This window comes from Pseudoalteromonas sp. MMG012 (genome assembly GCF_018100875.1).
Lineage (GTDB): Bacteria > Pseudomonadota > Gammaproteobacteria > Enterobacterales > Alteromonadaceae > Pseudoalteromonas > Pseudoalteromonas aurantia.
In genome coordinates, this window is the sequence record NZ_JAGJEF010000014.1 from 75,431 (window position 1) to 99,402 (window position 23,972).

Genomic DNA, 23,972 nt, shown 5'->3' on the forward strand with positions numbered 1-23,972 from the left:
AATATCATTTGTCACACTTTATGAATAATAATGTAAAAGGGTATATTCATAGTGTATTCATTTAAGTCTATTATTGTCTGACCACCATAATAATCAGGTGTAGGCATGACAATTACGTCAGTGGCTTTGTCAACATTGTTGATGCTGCCCATTTCAATTAGTGAACTTAATGATTTCAAACGCCTGGCGGTTAATAACCCCAAACATGCATTGGTTGAATTTCCCCGTTTGCTGATGCGCTATCAAGGTGAAACGAGTAATCGGATAGCTTTGTTGTACTATAGTGCGTTAACCGCAGCGTCTCGCGCTGACGACTGGCCTATGTTCTTAGACATTATTGAAAAAATGCGCGCGCCAGCTTTAAGCGCTTACTCAGATGGGAATAAGTTACAATTACTTTCTAGTATTGGTGTTGCATATCGCCTCAATGGACAGCTAGAACAAGCCAAAATACATTATCAATGTGCTTTTAAATTTGCATCTAACGATATTGAACTTGCGCAATTAAAAGTGAATCAGTCGATTGTATATCGTTTATCATATCAGCCTGCTTTGGCTTTTCAGCTTATCGAGAGCGTTAACAGTAACCAATTGTCAGACAAAGTAAAAGCAGGATACAGTGTTGTTCATGGCAACATTCAGCAATCGATAGGTAATTTTCAAACTGCTTTACATAGTTATGAGCAAGCCCATGAACTGTATATTAAAATGGGGGATAAAGTATCTAAAACGGGTGTCACAGGTAACATATTAGGTGCTGCGTTAGCGGTAAAAAATCTCACTGTTTTCAATCGTTATAGAGGTGATTTAGACAAGGCGGCTCGTCTATATTACCCACGAATTTTGGATTATTTACAGTGGCTTGACATTATCGCATATGCCTTGGAATCTCAGACATTAAGTACTGAGCACCAGCAATGGATAGAAAACCATGTAGTCAAGTTTGTTGAACTTGGGTATGAAGACGTGATAAAAGCCCATCTACTTTTGATTAAGGCAAGAGATCTTTATCCGAAAGGCACAAGCATGAAGTTTAAATCGTATAGCCTACCAGAGAAGCTTGGTAAACCGTGGTGTGGATCGTTTTGACTTTGACTTTATTTATGCCATGGTTATGAATGTAAATATGATATGTGGGGATGACAATGGCACAATGGGTTACGGGCAAAATAGTTGAGTTTAACTGGTGGACACCGAGTCTTTTTAGCATCAAGGTAGCAGCAGGCATAAAGCCATTTATTGCAGGCCAATTTACAAAGTTGGCATTAAATGTTGAAGGGAGACGTGTTGCTAGGGCCTATTCATTTGTAAACTCCCCCAATGACCCTTTATTAGAGTTTTACTTAATAGAAGTACCTGATGGTCGATTATCATCACATTTAGCGACGTTAGATATTGGTGACACAGTTGAGGTTGAAGCGGTTGCTCATGGGTTTTTTACGTTAGAAGAGACGCCAAAAGCAGAGGTTTTATGGATGCTTAGTACAGGTACAGCTATCGGACCATTCCTGTCTATCATTGCAGATGGCAAATTGTGGGAGCGGTACGAACGTGTGATTTTGGTACATGGGGTCAGGCATAATACCGACTTAACTTACCAAGACAGTATTTTAGCCACTGCGTCATTGTTTAAACAGTTTACTTACGTACCGGCAATTACGCGAGAAAAGCCAGAGCAAGGTTTACAAGGACGCGTAACTGATTTACTTAGTTCTGGTGCGTTAATAAAGCATTGCGGAATGAATCAACTCAATAAGAACAGCCATTTTATGATTTGTGGGAACCCTCAAATGGTCAAAGATACGACTCAATTGTTGCTTGATAAAGGCTTCAAACGACATCGTAGAGCAGAATCTGGACATATAACAGTCGAACAGTATTGGTAGGCTTTAAAATTTTTTATATGTCTGTTATGTTAACAAAAGTTTGTACCTTACTTGATTATCATGAAATACATTATTATTCTCTTTTTTGTTCTATTTACGTTTTTATGTAGTGCTAATCCCGCATTAGAAAATGATACGAGGCCTCTTCAGTCAGTCATGACAGAGCAAGAGCGCGGAGCATCACAAGTTGTTGATAAATTGATCTTGGCCTACAATGATAGGAATATTGAAGCCTTCCTTGATTTGTACGCAGAGGATGTTGCGTTTTATATGTATCCACAAACGTTAATGTTTACTGGAAAAAAGAAATTGATTGAACGCTACGGTCTTATGTTTAAAAAAACGAAATGCCTCAAATCTACATCACTTAAGCGTATCATCCACGGAAATATTGTTATTGACCATGAATCGTCCCAGGTATGTTTTAATGATGCAGGAAAGGTTGATAAGTATTCAGAGTTTGTAACCAGTTATCAGATTGACGATGGAAAAATACGTAAAGTCGTATTTTTTAAATAGCAAGTAATATGATTATGCAAGGTATGTTGTTATGAGTCAGGATAAAAGATTAAGTTTATTGTATCGGGTGGAACCAGGGTGTTTGGGGCCAACTGGTATCGACTTTGTGGAAGGCTTTTGTGAGTTTGCACAAAAAAAAATAAAGGCACCGGTTTATGCACAGTTTGGCTTTGTCCCTCGGTATGACAAAGCACTACCGGAAAGAGAATATAAAATTGGTAATAAAAATTTATCGGATGCGCAAGTAATGGCCTTTCTTGATAAATTTGATAAAGATAAAAGTGATTTTGAAGAACAGATTGATGAGTTATTGTCACATGCTATTGATGCTTATCTAGACCGGTTATGATAACGACTCGGCTAGCAGCGTCTTGTACTAGCCGATTTAGATATGCTGTGTAGCTCAGAGAGAAGTAATCCTTTCCTTAGTATCGCGTAATCATTATTTATACACGTCTTTTATATACTCAAATTTTTGAAATCATCATTATCATGTAGACTGGTGAAAGCAGCTTCATTTGATAGTTCATTCTTTAGGTTTGGTGCATACTCTAAAGCCATACGTATATCGGCCAGGGCATCACTATGTTGATGTAGCATTGCATAAGCACACGCACGTTGCCAAAATGCATATCCGTAGTCATTATCTAACTCTAATGCTTGATTACACAGTTGAATTGCAACACCCGTCTGGCCAAGTTCTAATAGCGCATCAGCCTTATAAGCGATAGCTTCTACTTCATCAGGTTTTCTTTTTAGTATTTCGTCATATATTTCTATTTTGGAACTCATATCACTTTCAAGATTGGCTCTCATCCATAAAGAGTGAACCTCATTGGTTATGGTAATCTTCTTGTGGTTGCTCAGTATTTCTTCTGAACGTGCTTTTAACTTATCTTCAAGTACTTGTAAGCGTTGCTCATATTCATCGGTGATATCGCCAACACGTCGATTGACGATGTCTTCCACTTTACTTTTTATGTCTCTTAAAGAGTTCCAACCAACCAACATCAAAATAGATGCCGTGGCAGTTATAATAAATAAAATATTGTTTACTGTGTCAGTTGTGTATGTAAGCGCTCTGTCTGCGGCATCTAATTGTGAATGCGTCACTTGTTTTGTGACATCTTCTCGTAATTGCTGTTGATCTTGGCGTACTGATTTGAGTTCGTCTAAGATATAACGCTCAATTAGGGGTTGATACATGGGCTGTTGAACTTGTTTAAGGTTATTGTCATGCGATGCCCTATTTGTATCTTGTTGTGCTAAACAGAGGTTACAAAATAAAAGTAAAGTGGCAAAGATATATTTCATCATAAAGGTAGCCAGAGTATGCAAGGTTTGTGTATGGTGCATGACTTATATGTAAATTGCAAAGAAGTGAATTAGCGAGATATGCTCTTTGCATTAATGGTTATTAAAGCCCATAATTAGTAAGAACTTTGTGTGAGTATCGGTGTAATGCTAAGAATAGTATTGATTGGGTTATGTTGTTTTTTTGCCAATGCAAATGAAGTTCAATTACAGGTCGTTACTGAAGAGTGGGTACCGTATAATTTCACCAACGCAAAAGGCGAAATAGATGGACGCGCCACACACAAAATACGTGAAATCTTAGCAGATGCAAATATAAGTTACGAAATAAGAAGTTACCCGTGGGCCCGGTCCATGAAGCTGGCAAAAACGAAAAAAAACACCATGATTTACTCTATATACCGGACACCGGAAAGGGAACCGTTTTTTTTATGGGCATGCCCACTATTACAGCCAGTTAAAGAGTATCTCTTCAAACTCAAAACACGTAAAGATATTCAGTTAAACTCATTGGATGACGCGAAAAAATACCTAATTTCTGTGGTGAGGGGCAGCGTATCTAATGAGTTTTTAATCAAAAATGGGTTTGAAAACGGCAATAATATTGATATTACTGCGGACCCAAGCTCAAGCCCAAGAAAGTTATTAGCGGGTTACACAGACTTAATTATGACGACAGAGTATACAGCTTTTGAAAGCATGAAAAAACTGGGGGTGTCATTTGATCAAATAGAGATTGCTTTGGAAGTGACAAACACAAATAATAATCGAGCATGCCTCGCGTTTAGCCCAAGTTCTGATATGGAATTAGTTGATCAAGTAAGGGCCGCACTGGCGCGACACAATTTACGCAGTATTGGGCCATAAGGCTCCATCAACGAGTTGTTTATTTATGTCAGTTATCTTTATAGTTTGGCCGCTTGCTCTATCACAATAGCGTGACGTTTAGCTAACCTAAGATGGTCTCTGTCGTAGCCTCCACCGATAACTGTACTGACAGGGATCCCTGCTTGTTGGCATGTTTTCAAAACTAACGCATCACGTTTTTCCAGTCCTTGCCAGCTAATATCTAATTTTCCTAGTCCATCATGCTCCCATACATCAACACCGGCATCATATAATACGATATCTGGGTTGATATCGGTAATTACTCCATCCAAGGTTTCTTTAACAATGTTTAAGTAAGCGCTATCAGTTAAGTTATTGACGAGCCCGACATCTAGGTCGCTGGGATGTTTGCGAAATGGAAAGTTTTTTTCACAGTGGATAGAGCAGGTGAATACATATGGGTTATGTTTTAGCAATGCTGCTGTACCATCTCCTTGATGTACATCTAAATCGAAAATCAGTACATTATTGACCTGCTTATTATTGATAAGCGTAGTTGCTGTGAAAGCGAGGTCATTCACCATACAAAATCCAGAACCGAAATCATAATGTGCGTGATGTGTCCCCCCAGCTAAATGACACGCTATGCCACTTTCAAGCGCAAGTTGTGCTGCTTTTAATGTGCCTAAAGGTGCAGTGAATGTTCTGTTCATTAATGCCTCAGACCAAGGTAACCCAATTCGGCGCATCGACTTTTCGCATAGTTGATTGTGCCATAGATCCCAAAGATATAATTCGCAATGAACTAATTCTAATGCACTGGGGGTACCAATATCAGGCTTATATAAATTATTGTTAATTAAGCCTTGCTGATAAATATATTGATATAAGTTAGCAAATTTGCTCATAACAAAGCGGTGCTTTGGATCGAAACTGAATGAATAGTTTGGGTGATAAACCAAAGGTAGGTTGGGATTTAAGGTCATGGTATTTTGAGCTAAGAAGCCGTTATTTCAATAAAAATAATAAACAAATATTAGAGGCTGTTGACCTTTGCGGTTCTATTTTTGTTCTCTTTGAGCATGCTTTTATCGCGGCGCTTAATATGTGGCCTAGTAATCTAAGCGAATATTAAGCAACAAAGAGAAAGGAGTACTCAACAGAACCGGTAGGCAGCGCTTGATTGGCTTTTCTACTGTGTTATCGGCTGACTCACATGGAATAACCATGCTACGCAACCTCTGCCTTGTGCGAAATCCAATCAAACTGCTGCAAAAATGAACCTGAAAGATCAACAGCCCCTAACCAGTGCCGTTATCATAACGTTTTTTCAAAAGAAGCACGAGAATATCCTTATTCAAACCCTCATTACGTGAGGTCCCGCCATTTGTGTTAGTGATACGAGCATTTTGTATTTAGGGAAAATGCTATTTTTAACTCGGTAAATGGCCGGTTTTAACAAAAATCACTGTGTCTTCTTCAACAAAAGGTTGGTGTTGAGAAAAGTGTGGGTTTCTTATCCAGGTACCTATAGGGTAACTGCCGTGTTCATCTTTTAATTGCCCGCTTAATACCAGTATTTCTTCGCCACCATAGTGTTTATGAAGTACAAACATTTCATTCGCTGGCCATTTAACTAACGCGGTATGTGAAGTCTCAAAAGAGTGTAAAGGCAGTACTTGTAAATTTCCTTGTCCAGGGTGCCATCGTTTAGCGTTGCTATTTATACGCAATGATTGGGTATCGTGTTTGCAAAATTGATTTAACTTAACAAAAAGAGTACAGCCGTTTTTACTAAATGGTGTATGTTTACTGCCTGGTGGGTTGCGAAGGTAGCTGCCAGCGGGGTAATCACCATGTTCATCAGAAAAGGTCCCTTCAAGTACCAATATTTCTTCACCAAAAGGGTGCACATGTTCTGTAAATGACGCACCTGCCTTGTAGCGTACAATACTGGTGATATGGCCTGACTCTGCATGTTCTCTTGCTAACGGTTTTCGTTCAACACCGTTTAAAGGACTTGGAAGCCAAGGTTGCTGTGCAGTATTAATGGTAACTCGTTTTGAAAAGTCGAGGTTTAAGTTGCTCGTATTTGGATACATGGTACTTCCTAATTTCTGCCGGCCATAACTCCGCCATCTATGTTGAGTATAGTGCCTGTTACCCAGTTACTTTGTTGGGAAAGAAGGTACATGACACTATTGGCGATATCTTCAGGTGTACCAATTCGACCTAATGGATGGAAGTTATCAAAGCTGGCAAGCGTGGTGCTTAATTGTTCAGGTTTAATAAAATGATTATAAATAGGGGTTTTCACAACAGCAGGTGCGACTGCATTGACGCGTATATTATGTTCAGCAAGTTCGATGGCTAGATGCTGTGTTAGGGAATGAAGCCCTGCTTTTGCCATGGAATAAGCGGAAGAAGGGGTTGCTTTTATGGCTTGATGTGCCCACATTGAACCAATATTAACGATGGCACCTCTGCGTGCCTGTTTCATTCGAGAGACCGCAGCTTGAGTGATAAAAAATATGCTTTTATTGAGTGTCATATAGTGCTCATAATCTTCTTCTGAATGCTCAACAAATGGTTTGGGGTTAAAGTAACCCGCCGAATTGACGAGGTATGATACGGCGTCTTCATGGTTGTTAATATATTTTTCAACTCTGTCCCTATCTGCTTTTTTGCAAAGGTCTGCGACGAGCCCCTCGGCTTTTGATGAGTTGAGTAATGCAATAGCATCGTTCACTTTCTCAGCGTTTTTACCGATGATAACCACCCGAACATGGTTGTTAATAAGCTGCTGCGCTGTTGCCAGTCCAATTCCACTGCTTCCACCCACAATCATTGCGAAACCTGATTTTGAAAATAACATATCAACTCCGATTAAAATATCTGCGCGACAATCGCGCCGTTTCAACGATAGAATACGGGGGCATGATATTTGAAAACAGTAAGCACATTTAGGTGATCTAGGCACTTGTTGGTACATATTTATGATTAATAAAGAGAAAAAAATTGAACGAATTATTGGGCCGCAGCAATCTGCACGTATGGTTGAGACGATTGTTGGTTGTAAGTGGTCCTTGACGGTATATCAATTACTGGCTTTGGGTGTTAATCGCCCTGGAGAAATGGTGAGAGTGACTGATGGGCTTTCAACCAAAGTACTGAATCAATGTCTCAAGCGCAATATTGAGTTTGGGTTGTTGCAGAAAATAAGTTATCCCGAGATCCCGCCTAGGGTTGAGTATAAGGTGACTGAACTAGGACATAAGTTTTTACCTATACTCGATTCGTTAACCCAGTTGCAAGGAGAGATCGATAAATTAGGATAGTGTATTTAATCTATTGCATACGTATTCAATAGGATATATGTAGTTCTTGCTCTACATTGTTATCGGTTTGTAAATAAATAAACGACAACAAAAGAGCCTATTATGACAACATTACTAAAAACGGTCTTACCTAATAGTATCCGATTAAAAGCCGCGCAGTGGTTACTTATCAGTGGTGCAACACTGATGAGTTTGACCGCTACTGTGAATGCCCAACCAACAACCTTTGTTCATTTATTTGAATGGTCATGGCCTGACATAGCTCAGGAGTGTGAAACATTTTTAGGCCCGAAAGGCTTTGCCGCCGTACAAGTTTCTCCACCGAATGAGCATATTATTGGTGAGCAATGGTGGACGCGTTATCAACCCGTGAGCTATCAGCTACAGAGCCGAGGAGGAAGCGAACAACAATTTAAAGACATGGTGCAACGTTGCAAACAAGCTGGCGTTGATATTTATGTGGACACTGTGATCAATCATATGGCCGCAGGAAGTGGGCAGGGTGTTGCGGGTTCAACATTCTCTTATAAGAACTTTCCAACTTACAGTCCGCAAGATTTCCATACGACCTGTGCAATTAATGGAGAGGATTATGCTAATAATGCATGGCGAGTGCAAAACTGTGAATTGGTCAGTTTGACTGACTTGGATACTGACTCGTCTTATGTACAGTCACAATTGTCTGGTTATCTGAATAGCCTCGTTGAGGCGGGTGTCGCCGGGTTTAGATTAGATGCAAGTAAACATATGCCGGCACAAGACATTGCAACTATATTAGCCCAAGTTACGGGCGCACCGCTTGTTTTCCAAGAAGTGATTGATCAAGGAGGGGAAGCGGTCAGTGCCAGTGAATACTTTAACAATGGACTTGTTACAGAGTTTAAGTATTCGACTAAATTGGGAGATACTTTCAAAAATGGCAAATTGGCATGGCTGAGTAACTTTGGCGAAGCGTGGGGGATGATGCCAAGTTATAAAGCCGTGGTATTCGTCGACAACCATGACAATCAACGTGGTCATGGTGGAGCCGGAAATGTTGTCACATTTGCTGATGGTAAGTTATATGAGTTGGCAAATGTGTTTATGCTCACATACCCCTACGGGTACCCAAAAGTTATGTCGAGTTTCGAATTTTATGGAGACACTGATGCAGGCGGTCCTAATGTACCAGTTCATCAAGGTACGCAGTTGAATTGTTTCGCGCAGCAATGGCTGTGTGAGCACAGGAAAACATTGATTTCTGGAGCCGTAAATTTTAGAAACAATACAACAGGTGCATGGCAAGTTAATAACTGGTGGGATAACGGTAACAATCAAATTGCTTTCTCACGTGGTGCTGAAGGGTTTGTTGCGATTAACAAAGAGACAAATTTATTACAGCAAACATTACAAACAGGTTTAAGTAAAGGTGTTTATTGTGATGTATTAACGGGTATGCTCAGCGCTGATAAAAGCAGCTGTACCGGTAAGTCTCTGGTGGTTAACGAGCAAGGTATGAGCGTTATTTCAGTCTCATCTATGGATGCAGTTGCTGTGCATCATCATAGTAAAATTGTTAATGGACCTACCTCTTCACCAATGCAACGCACTGTTGTTTTTATTAAGGCACAGACCACCACAGGTCAAGATGTATTTATTAGAGGCGGTATTGACCATACGTATGGCAAGAGTATTGGGCGAGATTGTGATGTTGAGCCATTTAAGTGTGCATTGCCAATGGCACATAATAATTTACGTAATACCACCACGCAAAGCTGGAAGGTTGGTGATAGTTACTTGGATTGGCATGGTGCGCAATCAGGGCAAAATACCAGTGCTGCGGGGACCGCTTTAGATTGGACAACCAATAAATGGCCAAATAATTGGGGGGTTAAGCGTACAGTTGAAGTAGATGGGTACGGTGAAAGTGTGCTGAATGGCTATGGCCCGCATTATTGGATGTTGGATGTTCAAATGGACTGCTCGTCTTCGGTAAATGGTTGGTTTGAAGTGAAGGCATACATAAATAATGGGCAAGGTTGGGAGGGAGACATTAACCAAGCAGGCGCTCCTTATATGAGTAATAATCACTTTGCTCAGTGTGGTCAAATAAATGTGTTCGAGTTTGGCAATAGTTCAGCTATCCATGGCGATTTTTAAAAGAGTAGACATGGTGTATTAGGTTATGACCCACAGGGTATATGTAAGTAACCTCAGCTCGGGATAAGCGAATTTGCCCAATAAAGCTATTTTTCTCACTCTCAGCGTTGCTTTTATGCAGTAATAGCCCGCTATTACTGCATAAAAGCGCCTTGATATTGAAAAAAATATCATCATTGGATTGGACGTAAGTTTGTTTTCAAAACATTTTCTATTCCAAAACCCTTATCCAAACCTGAGGTTAAGTAGACTGGAGATTGCTTACTTGCATATATTTTTGCGTGACATGACTGCGCTAAAACACCTCTTTAACGCAACCCAAGTAAAGAAGGTTAATGCTTACATAGCTGGTCCAGTAAACTATCAGGGACCGGCTTTAATTTTACTGCATTGAGATCCATTTTCGCATAAGGTGCAACGTGTTCTGTAACCCAAGGTACATCGATAATTTCCAAATACTTTTGTAACGAGTCTTTTAAACCATATGGATATAAGAAAATGGCTCTCTCTAGCGCATAAGCCACGCGTGAAAATTGCACTTCACTGGGGAGCATTTTGGCGGTAACGACCGCCTCCATGATTAAGTAATGGTAGAAATAGTGAAAGTTCTCTTTTTTTAAGTCAAAAATAGCTTGTTTTACCGAGTTATGGTAGCGCCAAAATTGCTGATACTTCCTTTGTAAAACAAGGCTATCAAGCAGGTTCAGGCCAGCTCTAACAGCATTTTCTGGTGTGCCTCTTAAGCTGTCGTCTCTAAATAGTTGAATAAAATAGCGTTGCGCTAATTCATACTGACCTGCATCTAAATGTAAACTGGCTTTTTTTTGCTTGATACGTTGTTTATCGCGGTGTGCACTGGCCATTGACTCAGCCTGTTTAAGTGATGATAGAGCTTCGTCATGCATGCCGAGTTTTAACTGAGATGAATACATGTTGAGCAGTATTTTAACTTGTTCATTTGGGTTATTTACAGCGAAATCTAAACCGCATTGATAAGCGAGTAGTGCTTTGCTGTAGAAGCGATTTTTTCTGTATAAAATCCCTAAATTGTTGAGTAAGTGGTATGGCTTATTTTCGGGAAATTCTTGCCATTCAGGTTGACTTAAACGCTTGCTAACCTTCACTGCGATGTCTGGAACGTTGTGTTTCACAGCGGCAATTAATATATTTTTATAGAATGTAAATGCACCTAGACTGGGGGGCAAGGCGTTGTATTTTGCAAATTGAGTTGAGATATAAAGTGGGTCTTTGTCGGTACGTTCTTTAAACCCGTTGATGTTGGGTAAATCGGAAGCGGTATTCAAAGCAGCAACAAAAAACAAAGATGAAATGAGTACCACGACAAGCTCCTAAAGCGCTGCATTTCGCTATATTGTGCAATAGTATTCTATAACTGGCAAGTAAAGGAATATATTAAATACCTTTAATAAACAATATATAATATTGATAATATATATTTACTGAAAGTATATCCTAAAGAGGGTGAGTATAGAATATGTGGATAAAAAACCAACCACTAGAAGGCACGTATGTACAATTAGTTCCAATTGAGTTGCAACATTGCGAGGCGTTAAAGCAAGCAGTAAGGGACGGTGAGCATTGGCGGCTTTGGTATGCGAACGTACCGCATCCAGATGATATGGGAAAGTATGTAATGGATGCGCTGGAGCAGGCTAAGCAGGGAAATATAGCTTATGTGGTGGTAGATAAACGAACAAATATAATTGTAGGAACTACCCGTTATTATGAGGTGGATAAAAATAATAAGCGGGCTGCTATCGGATATACTTGGTATGCAGATTCAGTCAGGCGCAGTCCCGTAAATACAGAAACTAAGCTGTTATTATTGAAAAATTTATTTGAACAACATAATGCCATTGCAATTGAATTTAAAACCCACTTTTTGAATCATCGTTCACGTACTGCGATTGAGCGTTTAGGCGCGAAATTGGATGGTGTGTTACGTGCTCATAAAATAATGAAAGATGGCTCACTCAGAGACACCGCAGTGTACTCCGTTATTGCCAGTGAATGGCCTGCTGTGCGAAATAACCTTGAATATAAGCTGGCTAGCCAACCGATCAATTAATGTAGCATATTATAACGATTGCTCCACAGACAGGTAGGTTCAATGCAGCGCCTGAAATGATGGAAATCAGTGTGCAGAGTGATGATAAAAAGTAAACGTATATCTGGGCCTGATTTAGCGCGTTATTTGGTATGATTCTAGGGAACTATAAGAGGGCTGTACATGCTGAAACAGGCCATAGATGATTGTTGGCCTCGGGGGTATTTTGTGTGTTTATTGTTGTAATGACGCTTTAGTAGACGAAGTATTCTAAAGTTGACCCTTTTGACGTTTTTTAGAAAATAACAACTTAACTTTATGGGAACTAAACCGAATATGGGTCAGTCTATGTTTGCTCTATATGAAGGATAATGAGCATAGAGGTTATATGAAGTATTTTGTAGTTCCCGTGATGTTGTTGATACAAATAATATCTACATCTGCTATTGCCAGTGCCATGGATAAGCATCAATTGGTTAATGAACTTAAAAAACACATAAAAGAGTTTTACGTTTTGCAGCAGAATATTCCCGCAATAATGAGTCATTTAACACACTTTACACAGTCGGAGGACTTTACAAAGGCAAAGAGTGCATCAGAATTGCTGCCGATACTTAATACTCGATTGCAAGCGTTTGATAAACATCTTGGTGTGTCTTATAAACCGAATACACAGGATGTCATGGAGGCAGAAAAAGCGCCATATGAGTCTTGGTTTACGCAATTAGAACGTAAAAATTTTGGATTCAATCGGGTTGAAATTCTACCGGGGAATGTCGGTGTTATGGCATTTTGGGGCTTTGCAAATGTAACGCAGGAAAGTAAGCGAAAAGTAAATGCCATTATGACACTGTTGAGTGATGTAGATAGTTTGATAATTGATTTACGTGAAAATGGCGGCGGAGATGCTGCAATGGTTCAACAAATAAGTAGTTATTTTCTTGATAAAAAAACGCATTTAAACAGCTTTTACTCTCGTGACACAAACCGAACTAGTGAGTATTGGACGGTTGCTATTGAAGGAAAAAAACGCCCTTCTTTGCCTATTTATATCTTAACGAGCAATGCGACATTTTCTGCTGCTGAGGAGTTTGCATACAATTTCAAACATTTAGGGCGTGCCATAATCATTGGCGAGAGTACGAAGGGCGGTGCAAATCCATGGCGATTTGTTGATATTGGCGATGATATACGTGTAGCTATGCCCGTTGCTATGGCAATTAACCCAATAACAAATACAAACTGGGAAGGTAAAGGGGTGCAGCCAGATCACAATATAACTGCTGATAAGGCGTTAGAGTATGCATATAAAAAAGCGCTAGAGCAACTCGCGTTGACACAAAAAAATCCACATGAAATGAGTGATATTAAGTCTGCACTTAAGCAAACAAGTTTTAAAATAACAGGAGAGAATGATGTTTCCAGTTGAGATTGTGTTAGCTTATTCCATCGCTTGTTTGTTGCTTGTTTGCTCACCTGGGCCTGATAATTTATTAGCAATAGGACGGGGGCTCAGTCAAGGAAAGCGGGCTGCCGTTGTCTCTGGTATTGCGTCGGGTACAGGCATACTTTTTCATGTCTGTACGGCCACATTAGGATTAACGCTGCTACTGCAAACGTCTATTGTGGCTTTTTATATCGTGAAATTGGTAGGTGCGAGCTATCTTATTTGGTTGGGTGTAAAAGTGTTACGTCACCGACATTTATTTAACTTTGATCCTGTAGCCAAACAATCCTTGCGCTCGATATTCTGGACTGGGTTCTTATCGGCTGCACTGAACCCAAAACCAGGATTATTTGTGCTGGCTTTTATACCTCAATTTGTCAACCCAGATTTGGGGTCTGTAACAGGCCAAATGATGGGATATGGGCTTTGGTTTGCGCTATTGACTACGGTTGGCTTTAGTCTCATGGGTATGAGTGCATCGCGATTGCGTTATTGGTTACAGAAAAGTCCCACTATTATGTCAGGACTAAATATGGGTGCTGGGGTGGTATTTTTGGTGTCAGGGCTAGCTGTTGCATTGATGCGTCAAAAGTAGAGAGCATACGTTTACTTGAATTTGTAAAATTTGCCACTATTAATAGGGTCTATGCTTTGATGCACTTGGCTTACAAAAAAATGGATAGTGAGCTTTGGCCCGATAACTCTATTTAATTAAGGTAGTTTAATGAACCCAATTATTGCGATTTTGAAAGAACACAATATTAGTGATGAAAAAATAAGCGAACTATTTCAAACCCTGACAGAAAATCCGTTGATGGCGATGGGGGTTGTATCACAGCTTGGGATCCCACCGGAAAAGCTGCAACAGCTTATGGGGTTGGTTATGCAAAATCCAGCGCTTATCAAAGAAGCGGTTGATGAACTCGGTTTAGATTTTTCGAAAGTTGAAGAAGCAAAAGCAAAGCTTAATCAATAAGTTAACTAAATTTAAGGGCGGTGGAAAATCCCTCGCTCGTTTACCTATTCGCGTTACTGTTGCCCTTACACATAAAACTACTCACGTCACTTTTCTCAGCCTCCGTATTGTATTTAATCGCATGTTATTCGCGATTTAACGTTAACCATAAACGTACATCACGTTACTTAACCTCAGGTTTGGATAAGGGTTTTGGAATAGAAAATGTTTTGAAAACAAACTTACTTACAATCCAATGATGATATTTTGTTCAATATCAAGGCACTTTTATGCAGTAATAGCGGGCTATTACAAATGAAAGCAACGCCGAGAGTGAGCAAAATACCTTTATTGGGCAAATTCGCTTATCCAGAGCCGAGGTTACTCAATACAATGGTGTTGGCGGGATTATGCAACTTTTTTAGTCACACAGCTCGTAAATTAACATAACAGACTCTGTGCGTTTCTGGTTGTTCATGAATTGAGAAGATTTAGAGGTTAACGAATAGCTGTGCTGATAAGTGATAAAAAAGCCAGCAATTGAGCTGGCTTTTAACGCATCTATAAGATGTGTATGTATTAAAAGAGGTGCTTATTGCGTCTCATAATTAGGCTCAGTAATATGAGTAATAATAGGTTAAATGAGCCTGATGACTTTTTTACCTTCTCAGGTTGTGCATCGGGTGTTGGTTTTGTCGGTGTCTCAGTAGGGCTGAGTGTGACGGTCACAATAACGTCCCCGTTGGCTGTGGCACCGGCGTTATCAGAAATTGTATATAAGATAGTGGCATTTCCCGCAAAACCTTTGGTAGGCACAAAGCTCAGTGTATTACCTGAAGTAATACGCACAGAGCCTTCATCAACACTTGCCGCTGTGACTGTTAGCGTATCTCCGTCAACATCATGGTCATTGGCTAGTACATCAATTTCCAGTGTTTGATTGTCTTTGGTGCTCGCTGTGTCTCGCGTTGCTATCGGTGCACTGTTCATCACGATGGTGATACTGGCATGACCGGTTGCAGACCCTCCTTGCGTGTCTCCGATCATGTACGTTAGTTGTGCAAGCCCTGCAAAGTTATTGGGTGGCGTAAAGTATATGTCGTTGCCATTGAGCTCAACCGTACCAATATCGCTAGTGACATTAACAATAGACAATACATCACCATCAGCATCGTTATCATTGCTGAGTACATCTAACTGAGTGCGCTTACCTGCAGTGACTGTGAAGGTGTCTTCGGTGGTAACGGGCAATGAATTGCCATTGAGTACGATAGCCATGCCGCTTGGATCAACCACTGATTTATTCGCGATGCCATCATCATCGTTAGGACCACCATCGACAATTTGTAGTTTAATACACCAGTGACCTGGGTTAAGTCCTTCATGCCATTGGCTACTGCTTGCTGCAGGACAATAGCCTGATTCGCCTTGAGCTGACATCACCGTGTTTCCGTCACCGAGCGTGAAGTTGACCCATTCACCATTTTTGTATTTGCGATAGATAGCATTTAAAGGCACCTGCTCATATTGAGGCAGCACAATGGTAAATACATCACCAGCATTCATTAGGCCAGAGGCAATAAAGTCATATAAACCACCGACATTTTGTGCCGTATCGTCACTGGGTAATTCTGAGCTTAATAGTTGCGCGCCACCGGAACTATTTTGCGCAACAGAAGTGCCTTTACGCAAAGATGTACCAGGTTGAGCTTCAATCAAATGGGCCGTTGAATTACCAGCACTGCCTTGTAACACATTCGGTTGTGAAATCGCATCTAGATAATCAGGGATCCCGTCACCATCAGAATCGGCATAGCCTTCTTCGTTATCTGGGATCATATCACCATCGCTGTCTTGCGATGTTAGCGCAGCCAGTTGTGCAATGATTTCAAAATAGACATCTTGAGAAGTTGTCAGTGCTGGCGTTGCGTTATCTGTCACGCTTGCAGTAATAGTATAATTACCCGCAGGTAGCTTTGCTGGCGAGAAGGTAAACTCTTTATCTGTCCCACTGGTATTGTGAAGACGAGGGTCTGTACTTGCCCATGATATTTGTAATACATCATCGGCATTAGCATCAGACACAGTTGCTAAGAGTGAGACTTCACCCTGATCAGCTGCGACGAGGGTACGGTTTTCGCCTTGTTGCGAGATTTTTGTGGTGATTTGCGGGGCGATATTTCCTTCTTCGATAGATATAGTGGCTGTATTACTTGATGAATTCGCATTCACTTCATTACCTAACGTAATAATAATTGCTTCGCCTTTTTCTTGCAGATCGTCCTGAATAACATCGAATGTGATTATGCCTGAGCGTCCAGAAGCAATAACGATTTCACCATTTTCTAAGGTGTGATCTGCGGCAGACGCAGAGCCTGAGACTGTATACGGTATGGTGACTGGGTAGCTAGGGGCATCACCATTTAGCTGAACACTTATGGTATTACTGCTGCCTTCACTGACGGTAAAACCCTGATCAATAGATACAATTGGGTTTACCGTGACGGTATGAGATGCCATAGCCATGCGTGCTTGGCTATCTTGGGTTTGCCAATAAACAAGGTGTTTACCTGGGGTAAATATGCGCTTATTAGTGACCAATGACACTGCAAGTGTATTGCCTTGACTATCGGTCGCGGTGGCGATACCCAGTTCTACCTTAGTGAATAAGCCCGTTGCATCCACTGAAATATCAGCTGGGGCGGCAATTACAGGTAAGCCCGTTTGCTGTGAGGTAATGTTTAACGTTGCACTTGATGCACTACGTGCTTGCTCAGGGTCCACAATCACATAGTGAATAGTCACAGTGGTTGAAGCTTGGGTTGGTGCTTGATATACCAATTGATTGTTTTCAACCACAACACTGCCGATCGACGTCTGTGCACCCACGATAGTGAGTGGCTGCTCATCGAGATCAGTATCGTTACTTAACACATCAAGTACGTAGCGATTGGCATCGTTGCCGTCAAATGTGAATGTGTCAGGGTTTGCTTGTGGCATATCGTTCACAGAAACAACATTAATAGCAATACGCGCTTCTGATGATTTGTCGGTGCCATCATCAACAATATAGGTGAGTGTATCTTCTCCATTGTAGTTGGCATTCGGTGTATATGTGAGGGTATTCCCTTGTACAGACGCAGTGCCAGCATTTGGTTGAGTAACAATTTCTACATTTAACGCATCACCGTCGATATCGTTGATAGCAGGTATAAAGCTCGTTGTACCATCTTCCTGTACCGATATGGTTTGTGCTTGTGCGCGAGGCGGTGTATTTGTAAAGGTCACGTCAATATTAAAAGCGGGTAAAGAAGCTGTGAGTTCTTGGTCACTGACTGTGATAGTAATGTTGTTACTAGTACCGACATCACCGCGAGCAGGGGTGCCTGATAAAGTACCCGTTGTACTATCAAAATTAGCCCATGTTGGCTTATTGACTATGATGTAGCTCAGCTGTGTACTATCAATATCAGTTGCACTTGGTGTAAAAGTATAGGTATTACCTTGACGAACTGTGGTCGCAGGTGTGCCTGTAATGTTTGGCGCATCATTCACGTTATTTATCTGAATATTGGCAACAGCACTTTTAGATGTGAGCGAACCATCATTTACTTGGTAATTAAAACTATCAGTACCAGTAAAATCATCATTTGGAATGTAGTTTACTTGCCCACCAGACAGTGTCGCAGAGCCATTGCTTGGTTGATTGATAATAAAGCTAAGGTTGTCACCATCAATATCACTGCCATTGAGTGTTATCGAAATTGGGGTTTCTTCATCCGTAGTTGCTGATACATTTTGCGCGTTGGGTGCATCGTTTATCGCTGTGATCGTGATTGCTATTTGTGCCGGCGCAGAGTCTAGCTCCCCGTCATTGGCGATAAATGCAATGCTGTCAGTGCCATTAAAGTTTGCTGTTGGCGTATATGACCACACTGCACCGCTTACTGGTGTGAGTACCCCGTTACTAGGTGTAGTGCTAATTTTGTAAGTTAGCGCAGACTTTTCAATGTCTGTTCCTGTCAGTGTAATGTCGATACTACCGTCTTCGGCCACTGTCATCGCACTTGGTGTTGCTACTGGGGCATCATTTACCGCTTCAACTGTTACCAAGACTTCTGCTTTATTTGAAATAGCACCAGCAATGTCTTTGACTGTATAGGTAAAGCTATCAGAACCCGAGAAGTTTTCATTAGGTGCGTAGGTCGCGGTGCCAGTAGCTGATATAACCACTGTACCAGAACTGGCTGCATCAGTTAAAGTTACACTTGCTACATCTAACTTATCATTCGCATCTACGTCAGTATCATTACCTAAAATGTTAATTTCAAATGACCCATCTTCTTGAACGGTTGCTGTGTTGTTTTCAGCCACTGGTGCGTCATTAACAGGCTTAATGGTCACTTTCACAGTAGCTGGTACTGATGCCAATGCTTCACTATCTGTTAGCACATAGGTAAAGGTCAGTTCTCCAACGGCATCTTTAGCGGGTGCTATATGTAGCTGCCCATCTGCATTCACGGTAACAGTGGCAAGGTCAAACAAGCCTTCCCCTTTGCCTTGGTCTTCTAGGGTAATGTTTGCCCCGTTAAAGCCTTGGTCTTCAACATCAGAGTCATTATGTAATATGTCTAATGTTAATGGGGTATCCTCATCGGTTTGTACACTGTCATTTTCAACAACGGGTCTGTCATTAATTGCGCCAATATTGATGCTAATTGTCGCTTCATTAGACACTTCTTCGTTGCTGTCGGCAATAGTGTACTTAAAGGTGTCGGTAGCTACCACATTGAGATTAGGTATGTAAGTTAATGTGCCATCAGCTTGGCTCAGAGTCACTACACCATGTGTCGGCTCAGAGGTAAGCTTAATCACCTGTTGGATTAGTGTCTTCGATGTCGCTTGCTTGGCTGCGAATATCGTCTACTAAGATGACTAAATTTGTGTCTTCATCCGTTGTTTTGGCGATATTAGTAGCTTTTGGCGCATCGTTCACAGCGGCAACTGCAATATTGACCGTGGCAGGTTCAGAGGTTAATGGGGTTGAATCAGACACGGTGTAAGTAAATGAATCAGGCCCATTAGCGTGTTCATTTGGCGTGTAGGTGGCAATACCATTGGTGATAGACACTGAGCCAAATTTAGGCTCTGTCACAAGCATGGCAGAAGCCGCAACAAGCTTTTGTTCTGCATCAGTATCATTGTCAATAAGAGAGAAGGTAACGGGCGTATCTTCTTGTGTGCTCGCTTCATCATTTTTAGCTATTGGCGCATCATCAACAGGGTTAATCGTGAGTGTCACGGTTTCCACTGTTGATGGAAGGTATGTACTATCTTTTACAAAGTAAGTAAATGTATCTTCAAGTGTTTCAGACCCATCATGTTCATAGGTAAATGCACCACTCTCATTGAGAGTAAGCGTACCGTATTTTACAGTGTCTCTTAATATTGCAATAAGTGTATCGCCAGAGTCTAAATCTACATCAGTGGCAGTACTAAGCAAGCCGTTTACTTTCCCAATGCTCAGTGCTTCGCCTTCATTCAATGTAAATTGAAAAGGTTCAGCTGAGGGAATATCAGGGCTGTTAATGACTGTAATACTAAACGGTGCCAAGCTCACTGATAGGCTATCTGCTACATTATCTTTGACATTGATGATGATGTTTTCGGTGAGTCCAACGTGTTGATCTAATGGTGTGCCTGTAAGAGCTCCGTTAGAGGTGTCGAAGTCAGCCCACTCAGGTTTATTGATGATTGAAAACGTATGATCGTCTCCAACATCTGGGTCAGTTAATGTTGGTAGAAAGTGGTACATATTGCCTTCTGTGACTTCTGTCCTTGGAGTACCAGTAAGCGTTGCAGCATCGTTGGCGTTAATAACTTCTATTGAAAATGTGGGCAGTGTTGCTGTTGCTCCTGCTTTGTCTGTCACACTGATAATAATATTTGTATTGTAATTGACATGTTCATTAAGCGGCGTGCCACTTAAAGTGCCTGACTCAGTATTAAAGGTCGCCCATTCAGGTTTGTTTTGAATAGCAAAAGTATGAGAGTCATCAACATCAATATCGCTAAGTGTGGGTGTAAAAGTATACGCACTGTCTTGCGCTACACTTGATGGCGGCGTACCTGTTAACTGTGGTGCATCATTGGTGTTTGATACTGTAATACTAAAGGTGGGTAATGTTGCTTTTTCACCGGCTTTATCTGTCACGCTAATGATAACATTGTCAGTGCTACCAACGTGTTTATTGAGTGGGGTACCCGTTAATGTACCTGACTCAGAATTAAAGCTCGTCCATTCGGGTTTATTTAAAATAGCAAACGTATGTGAGTCACTTTTATCAACATCAATGAGCGTTGGTGTGAAAGTATATACGCTGTCTTGTGCCACATTCGATGACGGCACACCGGTTAATTGTGGCGCATCATTGATGTTTTCCACTGTAATATCAAAGGCGGGTAATGTTGCTTTTTCACCTGCTTTATCTGTCACACTAATGGTAATATTTTCAGTGCCACCAACGTGTTTATTGAGAGGGGTGCCAGTTAATGTGCCTGACTCAGTATTAAAGGTCACCCATTCAGGTCTGTTTTGAATAGCAAAAGTATGCGAGTCATCAACATCAATATCGCTAAGTGTGGGTGTAAAAGTATACGTACTGTCTTGCGCTACACTTGATGACGGCGTACCGGTTAATTGTGGCGCATCGTTGACGTTTTTCACTGTAATATTAAAGGCGGGTAATGTTGCTTTTTCACCGGCTTTATCTGTCACGCTAATGATAACATTGTCAGTGCTACCAACATGCTTGTTTGTTGGTGTGCCGCTAAGCACGCCTGATGTGGTATTAAAGGTTGCCCACATTGGTGCATTTTCAATATAAAAAGTGTGTGAGTCATCTAAATCTACATCAGTAAGTGACGGTGTGAAGCTATATAGCGCATCTTCATTGACTGAAGCGGCTGGCGTACCTGTTAATGTAGGAGCATCATTAACGTTAATAACTTCTATTGAAAATGGAGTTAGCCCAGTATATCCAGTTCCATCAAATACTTTTATTGCAATGTTTGTATATTGATTTACATCATTATTGCTCGGTGTACCGACTAGCTGACCTGTTGAGGCATTAAAGCTTAGCCAAGAAGGCATGTTATTAATCGTGAAGCTTAAGGCATCGTTATCAACATCGCTGGCTGTAGGCGTAAAGTCATACAGTTGACCTTGTTTAACATTGGTTGCTGGTGAGCCAGAGATTAATGGTAAATCTTGAACATTGGCAACGTTGACATTAACGGTGGCTGGTGTTGACCATGAAGTTTGGTCAAATGCAGCATAGGTAAAGCTATCAGCACCTGAGAAGTTCAAGTTGCCAGTATAAGTTACCACATCATTAATAATTGTCAGGTTACCACTTTTTGGCATAGAGATAATTTTGTAAGTTAAAGGAGATTGCTCGACGTCGCTCGCTGTTAACGTTATGGCTATTGGCTGCTCTTCAATAGCCTCGAGTTTTTTAGAGTCTGCGCTTGGTACGTCATTTACTGCCTTAATGAGTACATTGACGGTGGCGGGTTGTGAGGTAATGCCGCCACTATCGGTGACAGTATAAGTAAATGCAAATGCGCCATTTGCGTTAATAGTCGGATTAACAGAAAGATTCCCAGTTGGAGTGACGGTTACATTCGCAAGCGGATAGATGCCAGCGCCTTGGCCTTGATCTTCAAGGGTGATGTTGTCGGCTGTAAACGTGTCATCTTCAATATCAGAGTCGTTTTCTAAAATATTGAGTTCTTTAATCGTATCTTCAAGTGTGTTTAACGTATCGTTTTGTGCGGTGGGGGTATCATTAACAGCTTCGATATCAAATGTGATAATGCCTGGCTCTGATACGGCACCAAAGTTATCTGTTACTGTGAATGAAAGCGCATCACTGCCAGTTTCATTGGCTCTTGGCGTGTAAACAATAGACTCATCTTGTAAGTTAAAGCTCATAGCGCCTTTTGTTGGTGAGCTGATAATATTAATTGCACCTGCGGGTACGCCGTCTTCTATGTCAGAAGTTAAGGTGCGCAATGAAATTGATTGTGATACGCCATCTTCAATTAACTGAGTTGTATGGGGCATCACTGTCGGTACGTCGTTACTGAAATTAATATCAATAGTTACTTGACCAATGACCCCATGATATGGGCTATCAAAACTATAGCTTAAGGTATCTTGGCCAAACATATTTGGACGTGGAGTATATTTAATCTGGCCATCAATCACCTCAGCATCACCTAGTTTGGGTGCTGAAGTTATTTTTAATGTGCTTTTCGCCGAAGATTTGTCACCTATAACGTCATTGGCAAGGACATCTATGGTCGTTTTTTGGTCTTCCTCTATAAAAACTCTATCCCAGTTAATGGTTGGCGATACTAAATCAGGGGAAAAAGTAAGATTAGCGGTATGTACTTTTGATGCTTGATTAAAGTCTTGAACAATAAACTGAAATTGACACGTTGGCGTGTTGCTATAGTTATTGTTCAAAGTAAATGCCCCATTACTGCTGACGTAAAGACCATGGTTCTGACAGAGAGGGGCAATATTGATAACTGAGACTGAAAGGCGATTTTTTAGCTCATTGCTGATGTTAAAATGACTAAGTAACCCGTGATCTTCATTGACGTTAAAGCCGTACATGCCTGATGAATAAGAGAGGTCGCCTGTTAACGGCAGTATGAGTTCTGCATCATCTAGTTTGGTAATGTGGAGTGTGACAGAGCTTTGGTAGGTATTTTCACCGTCAGACACTGCAATAGTCACCTCAAGCACAGTTGATTCAAGTAAGTCTGTGTCGCTATGCACCTCAGGAATACCAAACAGTTCGCCAGAGATTGGGTTGATTTTCATCCATTGTGGCGCTTTGATTAACTGATATGTTAAAGGATCGTTGTCTGTATTTTCGATATAATTTGGAAATAAAGAGAATGCTCTGCCTGTGTAAAGATTATGTGGTGCAATATAATGTACTTTTTGTGAATAGTTAAACGGCAGCACAGTGATTGAAAAAGGCTCAATCAGATAGCGGGCTTTTCCATCAGTCACATAAATATGAATATCGTCAGTCGTACCGAGATCATCTTCTGTCGGAGTACCTTCTAACATCCCCAGTCTTGTATCGAATGTGGCCCAGGTGGGTTTGTTTTCAATATGAAAACTGTACTCGTTTGGGTTAAGGTGATCTGAGTGACTAATTGTCGGGCTAAAACTATATGTTTGGTTTTGATAGGCATTGCTCTTAGGACGACCAGAGAGGGTTACATGATCAACTACTTCAATGGTAAATTGTTTTGTTACATTGAGAGAAGGTTCATTGTGATTTTCTAATGTAACACTAATCTTATACTCTCCAAGTGTGGTTTCAGGTGGGGTATCTAACCTGATATGGCCATATTCAACTTTAAATAGACTATTATCATCTAGGTTATCTTC

The 23,972-nt window shown here is 40.9% G+C and carries 19 protein-coding genes; 12 read left to right on the plus strand and 7 right to left on the minus strand.

Features of this window, described 5'->3' with window-relative positions; translation table 11 throughout:
- Positions 1-105 precede the first annotated feature (105 nt).
- The 4 genes from J8L97_RS07290 (at position 106) to J8L97_RS07305 (ending at position 2,754) form a co-directional block, all read left to right on the plus strand.
- Entirely contained in the window at positions 106-1,089 is a 984-nt protein-coding gene (locus tag J8L97_RS07290) for a hypothetical protein (protein WP_211048452.1), read from the plus strand.
- A gap of 56 nt (positions 1,090-1,145) precedes the next feature.
- Positions 1,146-1,886, plus strand: a complete 741-nt coding sequence (locus J8L97_RS07295) for a ferredoxin--NADP reductase (RefSeq protein ID WP_192509743.1) — start codon at positions 1,146-1,148, stop codon at positions 1,884-1,886.
- A gap of 156 nt (positions 1,887-2,042) precedes the next feature.
- Complete coding sequence (locus J8L97_RS07300) at positions 2,043-2,405, plus strand: nuclear transport factor 2 family protein (RefSeq protein WP_225738541.1); 363 nt, start codon at positions 2,043-2,045, stop codon at positions 2,403-2,405.
- 31 nt (positions 2,406-2,436) lie between these two features.
- Positions 2,437-2,754, plus strand: a complete 318-nt coding sequence (locus J8L97_RS07305; RefSeq protein WP_192509745.1) for a hypothetical protein — start codon at positions 2,437-2,439, stop codon at positions 2,752-2,754.
- A 110-nt stretch (positions 2,755-2,864) separates the two neighbouring features.
- Here J8L97_RS07305 and J8L97_RS07310 read toward each other — a convergent pair whose 3' ends face one another.
- Positions 2,865-3,719: a TPR end-of-group domain-containing protein gene (locus tag J8L97_RS07310; protein WP_409455155.1), complete on the minus strand. Its 855-nt coding sequence runs from the start codon at positions 3,717-3,719 to the stop codon at positions 2,865-2,867.
- A gap of 132 nt (positions 3,720-3,851) precedes the next feature.
- Between J8L97_RS07310 and J8L97_RS07315 the strand changes: the two genes are divergently transcribed.
- On the plus strand, positions 3,852-4,586 hold the full coding sequence (locus tag J8L97_RS07315; RefSeq protein ID WP_312037135.1) for a transporter substrate-binding domain-containing protein: 735 nt from the start codon (positions 3,852-3,854) through the stop codon (positions 4,584-4,586).
- 38 nt (positions 4,587-4,624) lie between these two features.
- Here J8L97_RS07315 and J8L97_RS07320 read toward each other — a convergent pair whose 3' ends face one another.
- Positions 4,625-5,533, minus strand: a complete 909-nt coding sequence (locus J8L97_RS07320; protein WP_211048454.1) for a histone deacetylase — start codon at positions 5,531-5,533, stop codon at positions 4,625-4,627.
- Here J8L97_RS07320 and J8L97_RS07325 point away from each other — a divergent pair.
- Positions 5,485-5,682: a hypothetical protein gene (locus J8L97_RS07325; RefSeq protein WP_211048470.1), complete on the plus strand. Its 198-nt coding sequence runs from the start codon at positions 5,485-5,487 to the stop codon at positions 5,680-5,682. The two genes, J8L97_RS07320 and J8L97_RS07325, sit on opposite strands and share 49 nt — an antisense overlap.
- 298 nt (positions 5,683-5,980) lie before the next feature.
- Here the strand turns inward: J8L97_RS07325 and J8L97_RS07330 are convergent, their stop codons facing one another.
- Positions 5,981-6,649 (minus strand): cupin domain-containing protein, encoded by a 669-nt coding sequence (locus J8L97_RS07330; protein ID WP_210995198.1) that lies wholly within the window; start codon positions 6,647-6,649, stop codon positions 5,981-5,983.
- Between the two features lie 8 nt (positions 6,650-6,657).
- The gene (locus J8L97_RS07335) at positions 6,658-7,422 is read right to left on the minus strand and encodes an SDR family NAD(P)-dependent oxidoreductase (protein WP_211048455.1); all 765 of its coding nucleotides are present in this window, start codon (positions 7,420-7,422) and stop codon (positions 6,658-6,660) included.
- A gap of 121 nt (positions 7,423-7,543) precedes the next feature.
- Here J8L97_RS07335 and J8L97_RS07340 point away from each other — a divergent pair, with 121 nt between their 5' ends.
- The gene (locus J8L97_RS07340; RefSeq protein WP_192509751.1) at positions 7,544-7,885 is read left to right on the plus strand and encodes a helix-turn-helix domain-containing protein; all 342 of its coding nucleotides are present in this window, start codon (positions 7,544-7,546) and stop codon (positions 7,883-7,885) included.
- Positions 7,886-7,987: 102 nt separating this feature from the next.
- Entirely contained in the window at positions 7,988-10,024 is a 2,037-nt protein-coding gene (locus J8L97_RS07345; protein WP_211048457.1) for an alpha-amylase family protein, read from the plus strand.
- A 332-nt stretch (positions 10,025-10,356) separates the two neighbouring features.
- Here J8L97_RS07345 and J8L97_RS07350 read toward each other — a convergent pair whose 3' ends face one another.
- Positions 10,357-11,364, minus strand: coding sequence for a hypothetical protein (locus tag J8L97_RS07350; RefSeq protein ID WP_210995201.1), 1,008 nt, complete (start codon positions 11,362-11,364; stop codon positions 10,357-10,359).
- Between the two features lie 155 nt (positions 11,365-11,519).
- On the opposite strand from J8L97_RS07350, the gene J8L97_RS07355 reads away from it, so the two are divergent.
- The 4 genes from J8L97_RS07355 to J8L97_RS07370 all read left to right on the plus strand — a co-directional run bounded on the left by J8L97_RS07355 (position 11,520) and on the right by J8L97_RS07370 (position 14,515).
- Positions 11,520-12,113, plus strand: coding sequence for a GNAT family N-acetyltransferase (locus J8L97_RS07355; protein ID WP_211048459.1), 594 nt, complete (start codon positions 11,520-11,522; stop codon positions 12,111-12,113).
- Positions 12,114-12,480: 367 nt separating this feature from the next.
- On the plus strand, positions 12,481-13,521 hold the full coding sequence (locus tag J8L97_RS07360; protein ID WP_211048461.1) for a S41 family peptidase: 1,041 nt from the start codon (positions 12,481-12,483) through the stop codon (positions 13,519-13,521).
- Positions 13,505-14,134 carry a LysE family translocator gene (locus J8L97_RS07365; RefSeq protein WP_247671063.1) on the plus strand — a complete coding sequence of 210 codons (630 nt, stop codon included), beginning with the start codon at positions 13,505-13,507 and terminating at the stop codon, positions 14,132-14,134. The genes J8L97_RS07360 and J8L97_RS07365 overlap by 17 nt, the downstream gene beginning before the upstream one ends.
- Positions 14,135-14,263: 129 nt before the next feature.
- On the plus strand, positions 14,264-14,515 hold the full coding sequence (locus tag J8L97_RS07370) for a DUF2999 domain-containing protein (protein ID WP_192509756.1): 252 nt from the start codon (positions 14,264-14,266) through the stop codon (positions 14,513-14,515).
- Positions 14,516-15,073: 558 nt separating this feature from the next.
- On the opposite strand, the gene J8L97_RS23940 is transcribed toward J8L97_RS07370, so the two are convergent.
- Both J8L97_RS23940 and J8L97_RS07380 read right to left on the minus strand, forming a co-directional pair.
- Positions 15,074-19,369, minus strand: a complete 4,296-nt coding sequence (locus tag J8L97_RS23940; RefSeq protein WP_211048463.1) for an Ig-like domain-containing protein — start codon at positions 19,367-19,369, stop codon at positions 15,074-15,076.
- The coding region (locus J8L97_RS07380; protein ID WP_211048465.1) for a tandem-95 repeat protein at positions 19,362-23,972 on the minus strand (4,611 nt) is incomplete at its 5' end. The genes J8L97_RS07380 and J8L97_RS23940, both read right to left, overlap by 8 nt.